This window comes from Streptococcus sp. 2342, from assembly GCF_013276795.1.
Classification (GTDB): domain Bacteria; phylum Bacillota; class Bacilli; order Lactobacillales; family Streptococcaceae; genus Streptococcus.
Window position 1 is genome coordinate 108,502 of sequence record NZ_VMLR01000001.1, and the last position, 18,581, is coordinate 127,082.

General features: G+C 38.9%; 14 protein-coding genes and 2 pseudogenes. 6 read left to right on the forward strand and 10 right to left on the reverse strand.

From position 1 onward, the window contains the following. Position 1: 1 nt before the first annotated feature. The 3 genes from HT689_RS00535 to HT689_RS00545 all read right to left on the reverse strand — a co-directional run bounded on the left by HT689_RS00535 (position 2) and on the right by HT689_RS00545 (position 2,406). A complete protein-coding gene (locus HT689_RS00535; protein WP_173227206.1) occupies positions 2-910 on the reverse strand; it encodes an ATP-binding cassette domain-containing protein in 909 nt (302 codons plus the stop codon). A gap of 141 nt (positions 911-1,051) precedes the next feature. Further along, on the reverse strand, positions 1,052-1,861 hold the full coding sequence (locus tag HT689_RS00540) for a Cof-type HAD-IIB family hydrolase (RefSeq protein WP_173227208.1): 810 nt from the start codon (positions 1,859-1,861) through the stop codon (positions 1,052-1,054). A gap of 257 nt (positions 1,862-2,118) precedes the next feature. Then, a complete protein-coding gene (locus HT689_RS00545) occupies positions 2,119-2,406 on the reverse strand; it encodes a DUF3270 domain-containing protein (protein WP_173227210.1) in 288 nt (95 codons plus the stop codon). A gap of 536 nt (positions 2,407-2,942) precedes the next feature. Here HT689_RS00545 and metK point away from each other — a divergent pair. The 5 genes and pseudogenes from metK (at position 2,943) to HT689_RS00570 (ending at position 9,073) form a co-directional block, all read left to right on the forward strand. Next, positions 2,943-4,133: a methionine adenosyltransferase gene (gene metK, locus HT689_RS00550; RefSeq protein ID WP_173227212.1), complete on the forward strand. Its 1,191-nt coding sequence runs from the start codon at positions 2,943-2,945 to the stop codon at positions 4,131-4,133. A 587-nt stretch (positions 4,134-4,720) separates the two neighbouring features. Then, complete coding sequence (xerS, locus tag HT689_RS00555) at positions 4,721-5,791, forward strand: tyrosine recombinase XerS (RefSeq protein ID WP_000817860.1); 1,071 nt, start codon at positions 4,721-4,723, stop codon at positions 5,789-5,791. Between the two features lie 259 nt (positions 5,792-6,050). Then, positions 6,051-6,210 (forward strand): annotated as a pseudogene (locus tag HT689_RS00560) (integrase); the annotation flags it as partial. A 130-nt stretch (positions 6,211-6,340) separates the two neighbouring features. Next, positions 6,341-7,687: pseudogene (locus HT689_RS00565) on the forward strand (ISL3 family transposase). Positions 7,688-7,816: 129 nt separating this feature from the next. Next, positions 7,817-9,073 carry an ISL3 family transposase gene (locus HT689_RS00570; RefSeq protein WP_173227213.1) on the forward strand — a complete coding sequence of 419 codons (1,257 nt, stop codon included), beginning with the start codon at positions 7,817-7,819 and terminating at the stop codon, positions 9,071-9,073. A 140-nt stretch (positions 9,074-9,213) separates the two neighbouring features. Here HT689_RS00570 and eno read toward each other — a convergent pair whose 3' ends face one another. Next, positions 9,214-10,518, reverse strand: a complete 1,305-nt coding sequence (gene eno / locus HT689_RS00575) for a surface-displayed alpha-enolase (RefSeq protein WP_000022821.1) — start codon at positions 10,516-10,518, stop codon at positions 9,214-9,216. A gap of 163 nt (positions 10,519-10,681) precedes the next feature. Between eno and HT689_RS00580 the strand changes: the two genes are divergently transcribed. Then, positions 10,682-11,128, forward strand: a complete 447-nt coding sequence (locus tag HT689_RS00580) for a DUF1694 domain-containing protein (RefSeq protein WP_061760006.1) — start codon at positions 10,682-10,684, stop codon at positions 11,126-11,128. Here the strand turns inward: HT689_RS00580 and HT689_RS00585 are convergent. The 6 genes from HT689_RS00585 to glgB form a co-directional block, all read right to left on the reverse strand. Next, positions 11,125-12,240: a glycerate kinase gene (locus tag HT689_RS00585; RefSeq protein ID WP_173227215.1), complete on the reverse strand. Its 1,116-nt coding sequence runs from the start codon at positions 12,238-12,240 to the stop codon at positions 11,125-11,127. The two genes, HT689_RS00580 and HT689_RS00585, sit on opposite strands and share 4 nt — an antisense overlap. 8 nt (positions 12,241-12,248) lie before the next feature. Next, the gene (gene serB, locus HT689_RS00590; protein ID WP_023936809.1) at positions 12,249-12,893 is read right to left on the reverse strand and encodes a phosphoserine phosphatase SerB; all 645 of its coding nucleotides are present in this window, start codon (positions 12,891-12,893) and stop codon (positions 12,249-12,251) included. Between the two features lie 66 nt (positions 12,894-12,959). Continuing rightward, positions 12,960-14,393, reverse strand: a complete 1,434-nt coding sequence (gene glgA / locus HT689_RS00595) for a glycogen synthase GlgA (protein ID WP_173227219.1) — start codon at positions 14,391-14,393, stop codon at positions 12,960-12,962. Further along, a complete protein-coding gene (glgD, locus tag HT689_RS00600; RefSeq protein WP_173227221.1) occupies positions 14,390-15,529 on the reverse strand; it encodes a glucose-1-phosphate adenylyltransferase subunit GlgD in 1,140 nt (379 codons plus the stop codon). The genes glgA and glgD overlap by 4 nt, the downstream gene beginning before the upstream one ends. Further along, positions 15,519-16,661, reverse strand: coding sequence for a glucose-1-phosphate adenylyltransferase (locus HT689_RS00605; protein ID WP_173227223.1), 1,143 nt, complete (start codon positions 16,659-16,661; stop codon positions 15,519-15,521). Before HT689_RS00605 ends, glgD begins: the two co-directional genes overlap by 11 nt. Then, positions 16,651-18,579 (reverse strand): 1,4-alpha-glucan branching protein GlgB, encoded by a 1,929-nt coding sequence (gene glgB / locus HT689_RS00610; protein ID WP_173227225.1) that lies wholly within the window; start codon positions 18,577-18,579, stop codon positions 16,651-16,653. The genes HT689_RS00605 and glgB overlap by 11 nt, the downstream gene beginning before the upstream one ends. Positions 18,580-18,581: the final 2 nt, after the last annotated feature.

Genomic DNA, 18,581 nt, shown 5'->3' on the forward strand with positions numbered 1-18,581 from the left:
CCTATTCGACCAATTGAGTGAAGTATTCTTCTAGATTTTGACGGGCATAGTAAATCTCGTCAATGGCAACATCTGCCAAGGTTAATTCCTTAAGAATCTGCTTGACATCTTGTTCCTGACCAAAGATATGGATTTCATTTTCTGGATTAACAACCTTAAACTGGAGCTGGATTTGTTCTTTCAATACTTGACAAGCTTTCTCTTTATCAGCTGTCTTAAGAACAATGTAATCCTCACTTAGTGTTTCAAATTCAGCTTTGCTGATTTCACGGATAACCTTGCCTTGATCTAAAATACCAAAACGATTGGCTAGGAGATAGAGTTCTGACAAGATATGGCTAGAGATGAGAATGGTGATCCCTTTCTCTTGATTGAGCCGTTGAATCATGAGTCGAAATTCTTTGATACCGATTGGGTCGAGACCGTTGATAGGTTCATCTAAAATCAGGAAGTCTGGTTTGGATAGGAGGGCAATGGCGATCCCAAGTCTTTGTTTCATTCCTAGCGAGAAATCACGAAAGAATTTTTTACCTGTATCTGCCAAACCTACATAGTCCAGGGTTTCACGAATGACTTGATCAGCATTTGGAATATGCCGAATCATACAGTAATATTTCAGATTTTGATAAGCTGTTAAGTGATTATGAGCTACAGGTGATTCGATAACAGAACCTACTCGAGATAGAGACTTGCTCCACTCATTTTCCGTTTTGCTGGAGAAGAGGGAAACAGTTCCTTTATCCGCAAAAAGTAGTTGCGTAATAATTTTTATCAAGGTGGTCTTCCCAGCTCCGTTCTTCCCGATAAGTCCATAAATATCTCCCTCTCTTATCGTTAGATGAAGATCCTGAAGAATAGCTTGTTTGGCAAAGTTTTTGGACAATCCATGAATGTCAAGTACTGTTTTCATGATTCTCTCCTTTTGATTTATTTTGATAATTTTAGTATAAAGCATAGAAATCAAAGAAAGCTCAAGCATTTCTAAAGAGTTTCTAAAGTTTTAGGAATTCTTAAATATCAAAACCCAGTTGATATGAACTGGGCTTCTTAATTATAAAATATATTTCTCAATCGCACGCGCAACGCCGTCTTCTTCGTTGCTGACTGTAACAGCATCCGCAAGAGATTTGACATGGTCACTAGCATTTCCCATAGCAATACCGAGGCCGGCAAACTGGAGCATTTCAATGTCGTTATTGGCATCGCCCATGGCCATAATCTCTGAGGAATCAATTTTCAAAATATCTGCTAGTCGAGAAAGAGCAGTAGCCTTTGTCGTACCAAGTGGCATAGCTTCATAAATGACAGGCTGCGAACGAACTCCACTGAATCGTTGGCAGAGTTCTGTAGCAAAACGCTCTTCAAAATCGTCTGTTTGCTCCTCTGTACCTAAAAACATACCTTGGAACATCCGGTACCTGCCACTAGTCGCTTCCTCAAGAGAAATTTCAGTCAGGTCTGAAAAAACTAGTTTGGCGTCATTTTGGATGACTTGATTGGGCTTGCCACCGAGGACAAAATAATGTTCCTCATCAAAAAGAGTCAACTGAACATCACTTTTTTCAGCTAGGTCATAGAGGTATTCGATGTCAGATGGACTGAGTTCTTGCCAATCAACCAGACTCCAGTCACTTGTCTGGTGGGTTGAGCAACCGTTATTGACAATGACATACTCATTCTGGAGGTCCAGCCCCAGTTTTTTATAGTAGGGGAGGACGCCGAAAAGCGGGCGACCCGTACAAAGTACCAGTTTGATACCTTTTTCAATAGCTTGGTGAATAGCAGTAATGTGAGCTTGTGGAATTTCCTTGGCTTCATTGAGGAGGGTTCCGTCCATATCCAAGGCTAGTAGTTTAATCATAAGACTTCCTTCTTTATCTTTTGGTATTATTATAGCATATTTTGGAGAAGAAATTGATAGGAAGCTTGGGGCTAATTGATTTTACAGTTTAAGATGTTTGGAGAACATTTATTAGGAAAGGTTACACGTTATTCAATTAAGCAAATAATTATATTTGGCAAGCTGGTCAAAAAAACAGAGTATTTAAGATGNNCATCTTAAATACTCTGTTTTCCTTAATTTTTTACAAATCAACTTGATTAGACCTGGGGTATGATTTATCTTCTAAATTTTCGTTTGATAATAGAGCGTTGGACTTTTAAAACAAGTAAGCTAAATCCAATTGCTGCGACAAATGCAAGAGCAGTTGATAATTTTAATGATAAAAAGATAAAACTAAAGATAGCAATGCAGATACAAAAAACAGCAATATTAATAAAAAATAGGATTTCCTTGAGATTGGCATCAGATTGTGCTTCAGGTGTATAATCTTGATAGCGAGGAATCTGATGATTTAATTCTTCTTGATTGTCTACCTCATAGGATTGTAATTTTCTTACAGGCATTATTCTCTCCTTAACTGTACATACCTATTTTATCATTTTTTCAGCAGAGAATTATTACAGAAAGGTTACAAAAAGAATAAAGTCCCTTTTCATTTTCAAACTATTGTTCAGGTTGAAAATAGATTAGTAAAAATTGAAACAGTATATTAATACTCTTCAAAACAAGTTAGCGTCATCTTGTATTAGGTATATGTTACTAATTTAGTCAGTTTTATCTACAATCAAAAAACTGTTCTTTGATTTTTATTGAGTATATAGACTGCAAATTGTGTTTAAAAATGGTATAATGATAAAGTTATATAGTCCCGATAAGATGGTAGGTATTTCTATTTTTTCTTTTGCGTCGCAACTCGCAAAGAATGACGGCTCCAAAGTCGTTCGTTATTCTACGGTTGCCGCTATAGGGGGATCACCCTATGCGCCTTACTAGCTTCAGAAATAAANNTTTATTTCTGAAGCTAGTAACTCTTAGATAATGAAAATTCCTATCAGTACTTTGTAACTCTATAACACTATTTTTAAGGGGGGACATTTTTATGTCAGAACGTAAATTATTCACGTCTGAATCTGTATCTGAGGGGCATCCAGATAAGATTGCAGACCAAATTTCAGATGCGATTTTGGATGCTATTTTAGCTAAAGATCCAGAGGCGCACGTTGCTGCTGAGACAGCTGTATATACTGGTTCCGTCCATGTTTTTGGTGAAATATCTACAAATGCCTATGTGGATATTAACCGTGTGGTTCGTGATACCATTGCAGAGATTGGCTACACCAATACAGAATATGGATTTTCTGCTGAGACAGTGGGAGTCCATCCGTCACTTGTTGAGCAGTCACCAGACATTGCCCAAGGTGTTAACGAAGCCTTGGAGGTTCGTGGGAATGCAGACCAAGATCCGCTTGACTTGATTGGCGCTGGTGACCAAGGGCTCATGTTTGGATTTGCAGTGGATGAAACAGAAGAGCTCATGCCATTGCCAATCTCACTCAGTCATAAATTGGTTCGTCGTCTGGCAGAACTTCGTAAGTTTGGTGAAATTAGCTATCTTCGCCCAGATGCTAAATCACAAGTTACAGTTGAGTATGATGAAAATGACCGTCCAGTACGTGTGGATACAGTCGTGATTTCAACTCAGCACGATCCAGAAGTCAGCAACGAACAAATTCACAATGATGTCATTAACAAGGTTATCAAAGAGGTTATTCCAGCCTCTTACTTGGATGAGCAAACAAAATTCTTCATCAATCCTACTGGTCGTTTTGTAATCGGTGGACCTCAAGGAGACTCAGGTCTGACTGGTCGTAAAATTATCGTAGATACTTATGGTGGCTACTCTCGTCATGGTGGTGGTGCCTTCTCTGGTAAGGATGCGACTAAGGTGGATCGTTCAGCTTCTTATGCAGCTCGCTACATTGCTAAAAACATTGTTGCAGCAGGTCTTGCTAAGAAGGCGGAAGTACAATTGGCTTACGCTATCGGTGTTGCGCAACCTGTATCTGTTCGTATTGATACTTTTGGTACAGGAACAGTAGCTGAAAGCAAACTTGAAAAAGCGGCTCGTCAAATCTTTGACCTTCGTCCTGCAGGAATTATCCAAATGCTGGACCTTAAACGTCCAATTTACCGTCAAACAGCAGCTTATGGACACATGGGACGTACAGATATTGATCTTCCATGGGAACGTTTGGATAAGGTAGACGCTTTGAAAGAAGCAGTCAAATAAAATCTTAAGAGTCCGGGGAAAAAGTCAATTTCAAGAAAAAATGAAGTAAAAAGCGTATAGTATCAAGTTTTTTCAATGACTGACACTATACGCTTTTTACTTTTAAAGAATTTTTATTCAGCCTCTTTTACTGACAAGACATTGCACACACAAATAATTGAATTTTGGTAAAAATAAGACTATAATTTAGTTAGAAATGATAAAGCATAAAGCTAGAAAGGAGTTTACTGTATCAAATCTGTACAGTAAGATTAAAATCATGAAAAAGAAAACAATAGCAATTATACAATATGTATTTTGTATCTCATAGCTCCTTATATAGCTCTTCAGTTGTGTAGTATGAACAGAAGTTTAGTGGGTGAGCTCTTTATTATTTTCTTTATTCTGTTGACTATTTCATTCTGGTTTAGTATTTGGAATCTAGAAAAAGCACTAGCTAATGATTCACAATAGAAACTCCAAATATTTAGAACTGTTTTACACAGGTCTAAAAATCTCTACAACATCTTTCCGAAAAACTATAATTTTCTTGAAAAATAAATAAGTCTATGCTATACTACTAGTAGACTTATTTATGGAGAAAATACATGAAACGTGAGATTTTACTGGAACGAATCGACAAACTAAAACAAATCATGCCCTGGTATGTTTTGGAATACTATCAATCTAAGCTGGCTGTACCTTACAGTTTTACAACCTTGTACGAATACCTCAAGGAATACGATCGATTTTTTAGTTGGGTTTTGGAGTCTGGTATTTCAAACGCTGATAAAATGTCTGATATTCCTTTATCTGTCTTGGAAAATATGTCTAAGAAAGACATGGAATCTTTTATCCTTTATCTACGTGAACGTCCTTTGCTGAATGCTAATACAACCAAGCAAGGTGTTTCTCAGACGACTATCAATCGGACCTTGTCAGCCCTCTCCAGTCTTTACAAGTATCTAACCGAGGAGGTTGAAAACGACCAGGGGGAGCCTTATTTCTATCGAAATGTAATGAAGAAAGTTTCAACCAAGAAAAAGAAAGAGACACTTGCTGCCAGAGCTGAAAACATCAAGCAAAAACTCTTTTTAGGTGATGAAACAGAAGGTTTTCTTACTTATATTGACCAAGAGTACCCACAACAGCTCTCTAATCGAGCTCTCTCATCATTCAACAAAAATAAAGAACGTGATTTGGCCATTATTGCCCTTCTCTTGGCATCTGGTGTCCGTTTATCTGAAGCTGTTAATCTGGATCTAAGGGATCTCAATCTAAAAATGATGGTTATCGATGTCACTAGAAAAGGGGGCAAACGTGACTCGGTCAATGTCGCTGCTTTTGCTAAGCCTTATTTAGAGAATTATCTGGCCATTCGAAATCAACGCTATAAGACGGAAAAAATAGATACAGCCCTTTTTTTGACTCTCTACAGAGGAGTTCCTAATCGTATCGATGCTTCCAGCGTTGAGAAAATGGTTGCTAAGTACTCTGAGGACTTCAAAGTCCGTGTAACACCCCATAAACTACGCCATACGCTAGCAACCAGGCTCTATGATGCCACTAAATCGCAAGTTTTGGTCAGTCACCAGCTAGGACATGCCAGCACACAAGTCACTGACCTCTATACCCATATCGTCAATGATGAACAAAAGAATGCCTTGGATAGTTTATAGATTACATAAATTAAATTATGTAATAAATAAGAAAGGGATTCAATAAACTATTAATCCTATCAAATATCAAATACAATTGCTAACAGAGTAAACAGCTTTAAAGAATCTGAAATAAAATTTATGTGCCCATTAGCTTGCTTTTCTTTGTAATATCCTGGATATGCAAATCACTTATAATTGGTATTCATCTCAAAATAAGAGGATTCCACAAAAATAAATCAAATTGAACATCTATAAAAACATGCTACCTACAATGTCCAATATTTTATCAGAAAATAAAATTCCGCTAAAAACAATCACGGGCAGGGTTTGATCATTCCGACTCTGAAGTCACTACTTCTATCTATACCCACGTCACGAAGAACATGAAAGATAAAGCAATCAATGTACTGGATAAAGTTATGAAAAAGATTTTTTAAAAAGTTTGGCTCTATAATATTTGTAGTGGGTAAATCCCCTATAGATATTATGGAGCCTATTTTAGGGTAGAAAAAAAGTCCCATATAACCTATAATGAAAAGCAACCAAACCATCATTAGAAAGAATCATATGGAACAATTACATTTTATCACAAAACTACTCGATATCAAAGACCCAAATATCCAAATTATAGATATCATCAATAGGGATACCCACAAGGAAATCATCGCTAAACTGGATTATGATGCCCCATCTTGTCCTAATTGCGGAAGCAAAATGAAGAAATATGACTTTCAAAAACCGTCTCCTCGAAACCACTGGCAAGGCTACTAGAATTCTTCTGAAAAAGCGACGTTTCAAGTGCTATCAGTGCTCAAAAATGATGGTTGCTGAGACTCCTCTAGTAAAGAAAAATCACCAAATCCCTCGTATCATCAACAAAAAGATTGCCCAGAAGCTAATTGAAAAGACTTCTATGACCGACATTGCTCATCAGTTGTCTATTTCAACTTCAACTGTTATTCGCAAACTCAATGACTTTCGTTTTAAGCATGATTTTTCTCGTCTTCCTGAGATTATGTCCTGGGACGAGTATGCATTCACTAAGGGAAAGATGAGTTTCATTGCTCAAGATTTTGATAAGCTCAATATTATCACTGTTCTTTAGGGAAGAACACAAGCCATCATAAGAAATCATTTTCTGAGCTACAATCGCGCTGTTCGTTGTCAGGTGAAAATCATTACTATGGATATGTTTATCCCCTACTATGACTTGGCTAAACAGCTTCGATTTCGAATTTCTAGGCTCAGGCTGAAACAGTCTCCCAGACTGTTTCACTCCCTAATGCAAAAATTGTACTTGATCGTTTTCCCCTTCGTTATTACATTTCTAAACTCAGGCTAAAACAGTCCACTGGACTGTTTTACTCCAACACTTAAGCCGTGCTATGAGTCGTTTGCGTGTCCAAATCATGAATCAGTTTGAACGAAAATCTCATGAATACAAGGCTATCAAGCGCTACTGGAAACTCATTCAACAGGATAGTCGTAAACTCAGTTATAAACGTTTTTATCGCCCTACTTTTCGCATGCACTTAACCAATAAAGAGATTCTAGACAAGATTTTGACCTATTCAGAAGGATTGAAATGCCACTATCATCTCTATCAACTCTTGATTTTTCACTTTCAGAATAAGGAACCGGATAAATTTTTCGGACTCATTGAAGATAATCTAAAGCGGGTTCATCCTCTTTTTCAGACTGTCTTTAAAACCTTCCTCAAAGATAAAGAGAAAATCGTCAACGCCCTTCAGTTACCCTATTCTAATGCCAAATTAGAAGCAACCTATAATCTCATCAAACTTATCAAACGAAATGCCTTTGGTTTTCGGAACTTTGAAAACTTCAAAAAAACGGATTTTCATCGTTCTAAACATCAAAAAAGAAAGGACGAAATTTGTCCTTTCTAGATATTAGCTTTTCGGCTCTATAATATTTGTAGTGGGTAAATCCCCTATAGATATTATGGAGCCGTTTTTATTGTAGAAAAAAAGTCCCATAAGCTCTATAATGAAAAGCGACCAAACCATCATTAGAAAGAATCCTATGGAACAATTACATTTTATCACAAAACTACTAGACATTAAAGACCCTAATATCCAATTTATGGATGTCATCAATAGGAATACCCACAAAGAAATCATCGCTAAACTGGACTATGAGGCCCCATCTTGCCCTGATTGTGGAAGGCAAATGAAGAAATATGACTTTCAAAAACCGTCTAAGATCCCTTACCTAGAAACGAGTGGTATGGCTACTAGAATTCTACTTAGAAAATGTCGTTTTAAGTGCTATCAGTGTTCAAAAATGATGGTTGCTGAGACTCCTCTAGTAAAGAAAAATCATCAAATCCCTCGTATCATCAACCAAAAAATTGCTCAGAAGCTGATTGAAAAAACTTCTATGACTGATATTGCCCATCAGCTGGCCATCTCAACTTCAACTGTCATTCGCAAGCTCAATGATTTCCGTTTTAAGCATGATTTTTCTCGTCTGCCTGAGATTATGTCTTGGGATGAGTACTCCTTTACAAAGGGAAAAATGAGTTTCATTGCACAAGATTTTGAAAAGCTCAATATCATCACTGTTCTCGAGGGAAGAACACAAGCTATTATTCGAAATTACTTTCTTAAATATGATAGAGTCGTCCGATGTCGAGTGAAAATCATTACTATGGATATGTTTAGCCCTTACTATGACTTGGCTAAACAGCTTTTTCCAAACGCTAAAATCGTGTTGGATCGTTTCCATATTGTCCAACACATGAGCCGTGCTATGAGTCGTATGCGTGTCCAAATCATGAATCAGTTTCATCGAAAATCCCATGAATACAAGGCTATCAAGCGTTACTGGAAACTCATCCAACAAGATAGTAGGAAACTCAGCTATAAACGTTTTTATCGCCCCACTTTTCGCATGCACTTGACGAATAAAGAAATTCTAGACAAGATTTTGAGCTATTCAGAAGACTTGAAACACCACTACCATCTCTATCAACTCTTCCTTTTTCACTTTCAGAATAAGGAACCGGATAAATTTTTCGGGCTCATTGAGGACAATCTAAAGCAGGTTCATCCTCTTTTTCAGACTGTCTTTAAAACCTTCCTCAAGGATAAAGAGAAAATTGCCAACGCCCTTCAACTACCCTATTCCAACGCCAAACTGGAAGCCACCAATAATCTTATCAAACTTATCAAGCGCAATGCCTTTGGATTTCGGAACTTTGAAAACTTCAAAAAACGGATTTTTATCGCTCTGAATATCAAAAAAGAAAGGACGAAATTTGTCCTTTCTAGATATTAGCTTTTCTTCAACCCACTACAGTTGACAAAGAGCCCAAAAATAGCCCTTCGGATAAAATCCGAGGGGCTAGAAACGTTGTTAAATCAACGGCCGAACTTTTGAGTTTCAAGGTTCGGGATAAAATAGTTCACTGAACTATTTTATTTTTTCAAGTTGTAGAATGATTTCAATCCACGGTATTCAGCTACTTCACCAAGTTGGTCTTCGATGCGAAGCAATTGGTTGTATTTAGCGATACGGTCTGTACGTGAAAGTGAACCAGTCTTGATTTGTCCTGCGTTAGTTGCAACTGCGATGTCAGCGATTGTTGAATCTTCAGTTTCACCTGAACGGTGTGATACAACGGCAGTGTAACCAGCTTCTTTCGCCATTTCGATAGCGTCGAATGTTTCAGTAAGAGTACCGATTTGGTTAACTTTGATAAGGATTGAGTTAGCAGCACCTTCTGCAATACCTTTTTCAAGGTAAGAAGTGTTTGTTACGAAGAAGTCGTCACCAACCAATTGAACTTTACCACCAAGACGTTCAGTAAGAGCTTTCCAACCGTCCCAGTCATTTTCATCCATACCATCTTCGATAGTGATGATTGGGTATTTGTTTACCAATTCTTCAAGATAGTCGATTTGTTCTGCAGCAGTACGTACAGCTGCTCCTTCACCTTCGAATTTAGTGTAGTCGTAAACTTTACGTTCTTTATCGTAGAATTCTGATGAAGCACAGTCAAATCCGATAAATACGTCTTTGCCAGGAACATATCCAGCAGCTTCGATCGCAGCAAGGATAGTTTCAACTCCGTCTTCAGTTCCTTCAAAACGAGGAGCAAATCCACCTTCGTCACCTACGGCTGTTTCCAAACCACGAGATTTAAGGATTTTCTTAAGAGCATGGAAGATTTCAGCACCCCAACGAAGAGCTTCTTTGAATGATGGCGCACCAGCAGGTACGATCATGAATTCTTGGAAAGCGATTGGAGCGTCAGAGTGAGAACCACCGTTGATGATGTTCATCATTGGAGTTGGAAGAACTTTAGTGTTGAATCCACCAAGGTAGCTGTAAAGTGGGATTTCAAGGTAGTCAGCAGCAGCACGAGCTACAGCGATAGACACACCAAGGATTGCGTTTGCACCCAATTTACCTTTGTTAGGAGTACCGTCAAGAGCGATCATAGCACGGTCGATAGCTTGTTGATCACGTACATCGTAGCCAATGATAGCTTCAGCAATGATGTTGTTTACGTTGTCAACAGCTTTTTGTGTACCAAGACCACCGTAACGAGATTTGTCACCGTCGCGAAGTTCAACTGCTTCGTGTTCACCAGTAGAAGCTCCTGATGGAACCATACCACGTCCGAAAGCACCTGATTCAGTGTAAACTTCTACTTCAAGTGTTGGGTTACCGCGTGAGTCTAGGACTTCGCGAGCGTAAACATCAGTAATAATTGACATTTTTTACTCTCCTTATGAGTTAAATTTTTTACACCTCTATAATACCTTAAAACCCCTCCTTTTTCAAGAAAAAACGTTATCTTTGTGCAAATTTTCCTTAACTTTATAAAGTAATCGCTTTCTTTTGTCTGTTTTATTCTAACTTTTATGATATACTGTTTTCATGACAGATTTATCAAAACAATTACTTGAAAAAGCTCATGGTGGGCCAAAACTAAATCCGGATGAGCAAAGACGCTATCTTGGTACTTTTGAGGAAAGAGTTCTTGGATATGCAGATATTGACACAGCAAATAGCCCTCAGCTAGAAAAAGGCTTTTTATCTATTTTAGAAAACCTACAGGAAAAAGCAGAGCCACTATTTGTGAAAATCTCACCAACTATCGAATTTGACAAACAAGTTTTCTACTTAAAAGAAGCAAAAGAAACTGATAGTCAAGCTACCATTGTATCTGAAGAGCATACTTCTTCTCCTTTTGGCCTGATTATCCACACCAATGCACCCGTTCAAGTAGAAGAAAAGAACCTTCGACTTGCTTTTGCAAAACTTTGGGAAGTTAAAAAGGAAGAACCATCCAAAACATCCTTATGGAAAAAATGGTTTGGCTAAATATTGCGCATACTTAATAAACGCCCAATATTGGCAGCTGTGCGCTCCAGATAGAGACTGGCATTTTTCAAACTATCTTCCAAAGGTTCACATTTCTCCAAAATTGAAAAGGCAGCTTGAATATTTTCAAATGGTAGGGAAGGTAAATCTTCAGCAAGACTACCACAAATAGCAATGATAGGAACTCCGACAGGGGTTCTTTTTGCAACACCAATAGGCGCTTTACCTGCTAAACTTTGACAATCTAGCCTTCCTTCTCCTACAACAACCAAGTCAGCATCTAAAACTTTCTTATCAAAATCAATCAAATCTAAACAGGTATCAATCCCAGATACGATTCTTGCTTGAGCAAAGGCACACAAACCAGCAGCAAGGCCTCCACCAGCTCCTGCTCCTTTAATTTCCAATGTTGCAGGGGAGACTTTTTCATAAAAATCTTGGATCGCTTGATCTACGGCCTCAAACATAGTAGGATCTAGGCCTTTTTGTTTGCCAAAAATGTAGGTCGCACCTTGATGACCACATAAGGGACTCACGACATCTGCTAAAATACGAATTTGCACATCTTCAGGAATTTCATAGCGATTTTCTGTTGAGACAGAAGCTAAGTTTAGTAAGGATTGACCGCAAGCAGGCAAGACCTTTCCATTCACGTCATAAAATTGATAACCTAAACCAGCAGCAATCCCTATACCGCCATCATTACTGGCCGTGCCACCAACGCCAATATAGATTTCTTTAATATCTTTAGCAATGAGATGGCGAATCAACTCTCCAATCCCACAAGTTTGGATTTGCAGTGGATTTCGTTTCTCTTGCGGAATCTTTCCAAGGCCAACCAAATCAGCAACTTCAAATAGTGCCAGTTTCCCTTTTTGAAAATAGCGCATGGCTTCTTTTTGGCCAAAAGGGCCTGTCACTTGGATCCATTTTTCTTCTAGGTCAAGAGAATGTCGGATAGCATCTACAGTACCTTCTCCCCCATCACCAACAGGGCAGAGGAGATATTCTACATCTGCTATCGATTGTTGGAAACCTCTTTTAATAGCTTCAGCCACCTGTTGAGCAGACAAGCTTTCCTTAAACGAATCTGGTGCAATTACAATCTTCATATTTTCCCTCATTCTAAACAGTCAATCAAAGGTAGAACTTCTAAAAAATCCCTCTTGTCAACATGATTTGGTATTTCTTTTTTGAGTACTTCTTTTGCACAAAAGGCGATTCCTAGTCCCGCTGACTTCAACATCAATAAATCATTGGCCCCATCACCGATTGCAATCGTTCTTTCTTTAGAAAGTTTTAGTTCCTCTCTCCATTGTTCCATAGTCTCTTTTTTAACCTCGGGACTAATAATTTGTCCAACTAATTTCCCTGTTAGAAAGCCACCTTTGACTTCAAGTTGGTTGGCAGAGAAATAGGCAATTCCAAGAGATTTTGCCAATCTTTCAACTATTGGTGTAAAGCCACCGGACACCAGACCAACTAGGATACCATTCTTTTGGAGAATGGAGATGAATTCCTGGGCATTTGGCGATAGATGAATAGTGTTGAAGACTTTATCAAAAACCGAAACAGGAAGACCTTCCAAGAAGGACACTCTGTCTCGTAAACTGCTTTCAAAGTCCAACTCTCCTCGCATTGCCTGACTTGTAAGCTGCGCAATTTCCTCCTCACAAGCTGCCTCTCTTCCTAACAAATCAATCACTTCTTCTAGGATTAAGGTTCCATCAACATCCATGACACACAAGCCTTTTACTTGAGACATCAGTTCTCCTCTCTAAATAGCCAAATAGCCTAAAAATCGTATGAAGTCATCATACGATTTTATCTATTAGTTAACTAAGCTTTGGTACAAGTCTAGATATGACTTGCAGGCTGTATCCCATGAGAAATCACACTCCATAGCTTGTTTTTGTAAGTTTCTCCAAACGTCAGGATGGTTTCTATACAAGTCCAAAGCTGTTTGGAAAGTCCAATTTAACCAATAAGGAGATAGATTGTCAAAGCTAAAGCCTGTACCGCTTCCTTCAATTGGATTGAAAGCGCGAACGGTATCTCGCAAGCCACCAACTTCATGGACCAATGGCAAGGTTCCGTACCGCATCGCCATCATTTGAGACAAGCCACACGGTTCAAAACGACTCGGCATGAGGAAGAGGTCACAAGCAGCGTAGATTTCTTGAGCAAGTTTGACATCAAAAGTGATATTTGCTGATAGCTTGTCTGGGTAAATCTGAGCAAACCATGAGAAAGCTCCTTCAAATGCTGGATCGCCAGTTCCCAAAAGAACAATCTGAACATCATTTTGCAAGATATGGTGAAGACTTTCGACCACCACATCAAAACCTTTTTGACGTGTCAAACGAGAAACAATTCCCACCAGTGGAACGTCGGCTCTAACTGGCAAGCCAACTCTCTCTTGTAATTTTGCCTTATTCTGGGCTTTTCCAGACAAATCTTCCTGATTAAAATGATAGTCTAATAGGGCATCCGTCTGAGGATTATACAGGTCAGCATCAATCCCATTCACGATACCAGAAACTTTACCAGACTCCATTCGAAGAATCTGATCCAAGTTACATCCGAACTGACTGGTCATAATTTCATGAGCATAGCTAGGCGAAACGGTTGAAACACGGTCAGCATAAAGAATACCAGCCTTCATCCAGTTCAGACAGTTGTTCCAGCGAAGGGTACCATCAGCGTAACGTTCAAAGCCAACTCCAAACAAATCCCATAACATTCCCTCTGAAAATTGTCCTTGGAATTCTAAATTATGAATGGTTAAAACAGTTTTAATGCCCTCATAGGCTTGAATCCAACGGTATTTTTCATTTAACAAGAAAGGAATCATAGCTGTATGGTAGTCATGAACATGGAGAAGGTCAGGTATAAAGTCAATCCTTTCCATTGCCTCAATGGCAGCCAGTTGGAAGAAAGCAAAGCGTTCTCCGTCATCAAAATCACCGTAAACATGACCGCGGAAGAAATAATATTGGTTGTCAATAAAGTAGAAGGTTACACCGTTTAAGACGGTTTTCTTAATCCCACAATACTGTCTGCGCCAACCAACACTCACCTCAAAATGAAGCACATCTTCAATTTGATTTCCAAATTTAGCCTCTACCATGTCATAGTAGGGTAAAATCACTGCAACTTCATGTCCCGCTTTTACCAGTGATTTAGGAAGAGCGCCAATGACGTCTCCCAAACCACCTGTTTTTGAAAAGGGTGCACCCTCAGCTGCTACAAATAAAATTTTCATGAATGAATATCCTCTGTTACTTTAGCACCTTTCTTAACGACGACTGGATGTTCTGCAGTTCCACGGATCACAACTCCATCCGCAACTTCAACACCCTTGTCCAAGATAGCATATTCGACCTGAGCACCTTCTCCAATAACAACACGAGGGAATAAGATGCTATCTTTAACCAGGCTATCCTTATGGACATGAATATTACGTGATAAAACAGAATTAGCCACTTGACCTTCAATAATACTACCAGACGCAAACTGAGAAGTACTTACCTTAGATGTATTAGCATAGTAAGTTGGTTCTTCGTTTTTAACCTTTGTATAAATCTTTTGGTTTGGTGAGAAAAGAGAATAGAATTTTTGAGATTCAAGCATATCTTTATTAGCTTGGTAATAAGACTCTACAGAATGAATATTTGCAAGGTAGCCTGTGTACTCGTAGGCAAAAGCCCCTTCTTTTGCAGCCAAATCCCTTAAAACATAACGCAATTTCTCTGGATGTTCTTTCTTAGCCTCTTCTTCCAAACGTTCAATCAACCAAGGTGTATCAACTACAAAAATATCTGTAGACATATTATAGACTTCGTCTGTTGATTTACTATCAAAGAGTTTGTGAGAACGAACATGGTCTGTTTCATCCACTTCCAAGATTGCGTTTACTTCTGAAATGTCTTTCTTAGCTAGTTTTTTATAAACAACAGTAATAGGTCCCTTCGTTGTGTTATGAAGGTGGAACACTTGGTTCAAATCAATATTAATTAAGACATCACAGTTGAGTGATACTGTTTGGTTTGAACCAGAACGCTTCAAATAAGTAAGAAGTTGATGATAGTATTCTTTTCCAACTGTACTACTTTCCACACGAGTATTGTAAATACCTAGATAATAGTGGCTAAGAAGTGTTGACAAACCCCACTCACGCCCAGAACGGATATGGTCAAAGACGGAACTGATATTGTCTTGTTGGAAAATACCAAAGATACTACGGACACCTGCATTAGCAAGACTTGAAAGCGGGAAGTCGATCAAGCGATATTTACCACCAAATGGCAAACTAGCTACTGGACGATGGTCTGTCAGTGTTGACATATCATGAAAACCAACTGTGTTTCCTAAAATGGCAGAATATTTATCAATCTTCATCTGTTGCTACCCCCACTACTTCATCATATCCTACAACTTGTACTTCTTCTGTTCCATCAATTTCGACACCATCAGAAATAACTGCACCTTCACCAATAATAGCACGTTTGATTTTAGCTCCGTGTCCAATAATGGCTCCACTCATGATAACTGAATCTACTACTTCTGCCCCTTCACGAACTTGCGCGCCTGTTGAAAGAATAGAATGTTTAACAGTTCCATCTACGAAACAGCCATCGACAACCAAAGAATCTTCTACGTGAGCATTTGCACCAAGGAAGTTTGGCGGTGAAATCAAGTTTCTTGAATAAATCTTCCATTGACGGTTACGGCTATCTAAGGCATTTTCTGGAGAAATGTACTCCATGTTGGCTTCCCAAAGTGACTCAATCGTACCAACGTCTTTCCAATACCCATTAAATTCGTAGGCATAGACACTTTCACCAGACTCAAGGTAATTTGGAATGACATTTTTACCGAAGTCTGACATATCGACATTGCTCTTTTCAGCAGCGACTAACATATTGCGGAGACGTTGCCAATCAAAGATGTAAATCCCCATAGAGGCTTTGGTAGATTTAGGTTGGGCTGGTTTCTCTTCAAATTCAACAATGCGGTTATTGGCATCGGTGTTCATAATACCAAAACGGCTAGCTTCTTTAAGAGGAACATCAAGAACTGCTACTGTCAAACTGGCATTATTATCCTTGTGTGACTGGAGCATAGCATCATAGTCCATTTTATAGATATGGTCCCCAGAGAGAATCAAGACATACTCAGGATTGACGCTGTCGATATAGTCGATATTTTGGTAAATAGCGTGACTAGTCCCTTCGAACCAACGATTTCCTTCACTTGCAGAATAAGGTTGAAGAATAGAGACACCAGAATTAATACCATCTAACCCCCAACTTGAACCGTTTCCAATATGATTGTTAAGAGCAAGTGGTTGATACTGTGTAATGACTCCAACATTGTGAATCCCTGAGTTGGCACAGTTTGAAAGAGCGAAGTCAATGATACGGTAGCGCCCACCAAATTGCACAGCTGGTTTTGCGATGCTTTGAGTAAGTTTACCGAGACGAGTTCCTTGCCCACCAGCAAGAATCAAAGCTAACATTTCATTCTTCATTTTCTACTCCTTTTTGGTTTTTACTTGTGACGGTTTTTGCAGATTTCAAGCGACGTTTGATTTTCCAAACACTTGCTCCCATAGCCGGTAGGGTAAAGGTCAAGGTCTGCTCATAATCCTTCCATAGTCCTTCTTGTGTTTGCACAGTTTGATTATATTCTTTCCAGACACCGCCCCACTCTTCTAACTCAGTATTCCAGACTTCTTCGTAAATCCCTGCAACAGGAAGTCCGATTGTAAAATCTTTTCGTTCGACAGGTACCATATTAAAGACACAGACTAACATATCATCCTTCTTACCCTTACGGATGAAGGAAAGAACACTCTGGTCTCGATTATCCGCATCAATGATTTCAATACCATCATAGCTGGTATCAATTTCCCACAGACAGCGGTGGTCTTTGTAAAACTGGTTTAGCTGAGAAGTGAAATACTTCATCTTAGCATTCATTGGATCTTCTAGGTTAGACCATTCCAACTGCTCTTCAGATTTCCATTCTAGAAATTGCCCATATTCACTACCCATGAAGAGCAATTTCTTACCAGGGTGACAAATTTGATAAGTGTAGAGATTGCGCAAGCCTGCGAATTGATTGTAACGATCTCCCCACATCTTATGCATCATACTCTTCTTGCCATGAACAACTTCGTCATGTGAGAATGGTAGGAGATAGTTTTCCTTGAAGACATACATAAAGCTGAAAGTCACTAGGTTAAAGTCGTATTTACGATAAATCGGATCTTCTTCATAGAATCGGAGGATGTCATTCATCCAACCCATATTCCACTTATAATCAAACCCAAGACCATCTGAATCCTTGGTGTCAGTAATCTGAGTAGCTGATGAACTTTCTTCGGCAATCATCATAACATCTGGATGAGCTTGCTTAATGACATCATTCAAACGTTTTAAGAAATAATAGCCTTCGTAGTTTAGATTACCACCATCCTTGTTTGGCGTCCATGGTGCATCATCATAATCAAGATAGAGCATGTTGCTAACAGCATCCACGCGAATACCGTCCAAATGGTAAAAGTCAATCCAGAATTTAATACTAGAAATCAAGAAGGACTGGACTTCATTTTTCCCAAGGTCAAAATTGAGCGCACCCCAACCGTAGTTATGAGCCTTATTATGGTCTTGATATTCAAAAGTCGGTGTCCCATCATAATAGGCCAAGGCATCATCATTGATAGTAAAGTGACCAGGTACCCAGTCCACAATGACCCCAATATTATTTAAATGACATTCCTCAACAAAATCTTGAAACTCTTCAGGACGACCATAGGCATGCTCTAAAGCAAAGTACCCCATAAGCTGGTAACCCCAACTCAAACCGAGAGGGTGAGACATCAAGGGCATAAACTCAATGTGAGTATAGTTCATCTCAACCAAGTAAGGAATCAGCTCATCCTTCAGTTGAGCAAAACTATAAGGACCTCCATCTAGATTTCTCTTCCACGATCCAGCATGAACTTCGTAAATATTGACAGGACGCTCTTCAAAACTCAAGCGTTTTCTACGAGCTAGCCAAAGACCATCTTTCCATTTTTTCTCTGGAATCTCTGTTAAAATCGCTCCAGTACCAGGTCGTGCCTCATATCGAACAGCCAAAGGATCAATCTTCATCAGCTGATGACCATTTGCACGAGTGATATGATACTTGTAAATTTGGCCTTCATGAGCAAGGCTGGTAAAGACTTCCCAGACACCAAATTCATTTCGTTCCATTAAGATTTGGTTTTCTACCCAATTGGTGAAATCCCCTACCAAGTGAACAGCCTGAGCATTAGGTGCCCACACACGGAAAGTATAGCCATACTCACCATTTTTTTCTTCCCTATGCGCTCCTAGATAGTGCTGGAGGTGAAAATTTTCACCAGTCATAAAGGTTTCTAAAGCTTTTTTCTTATCCATAC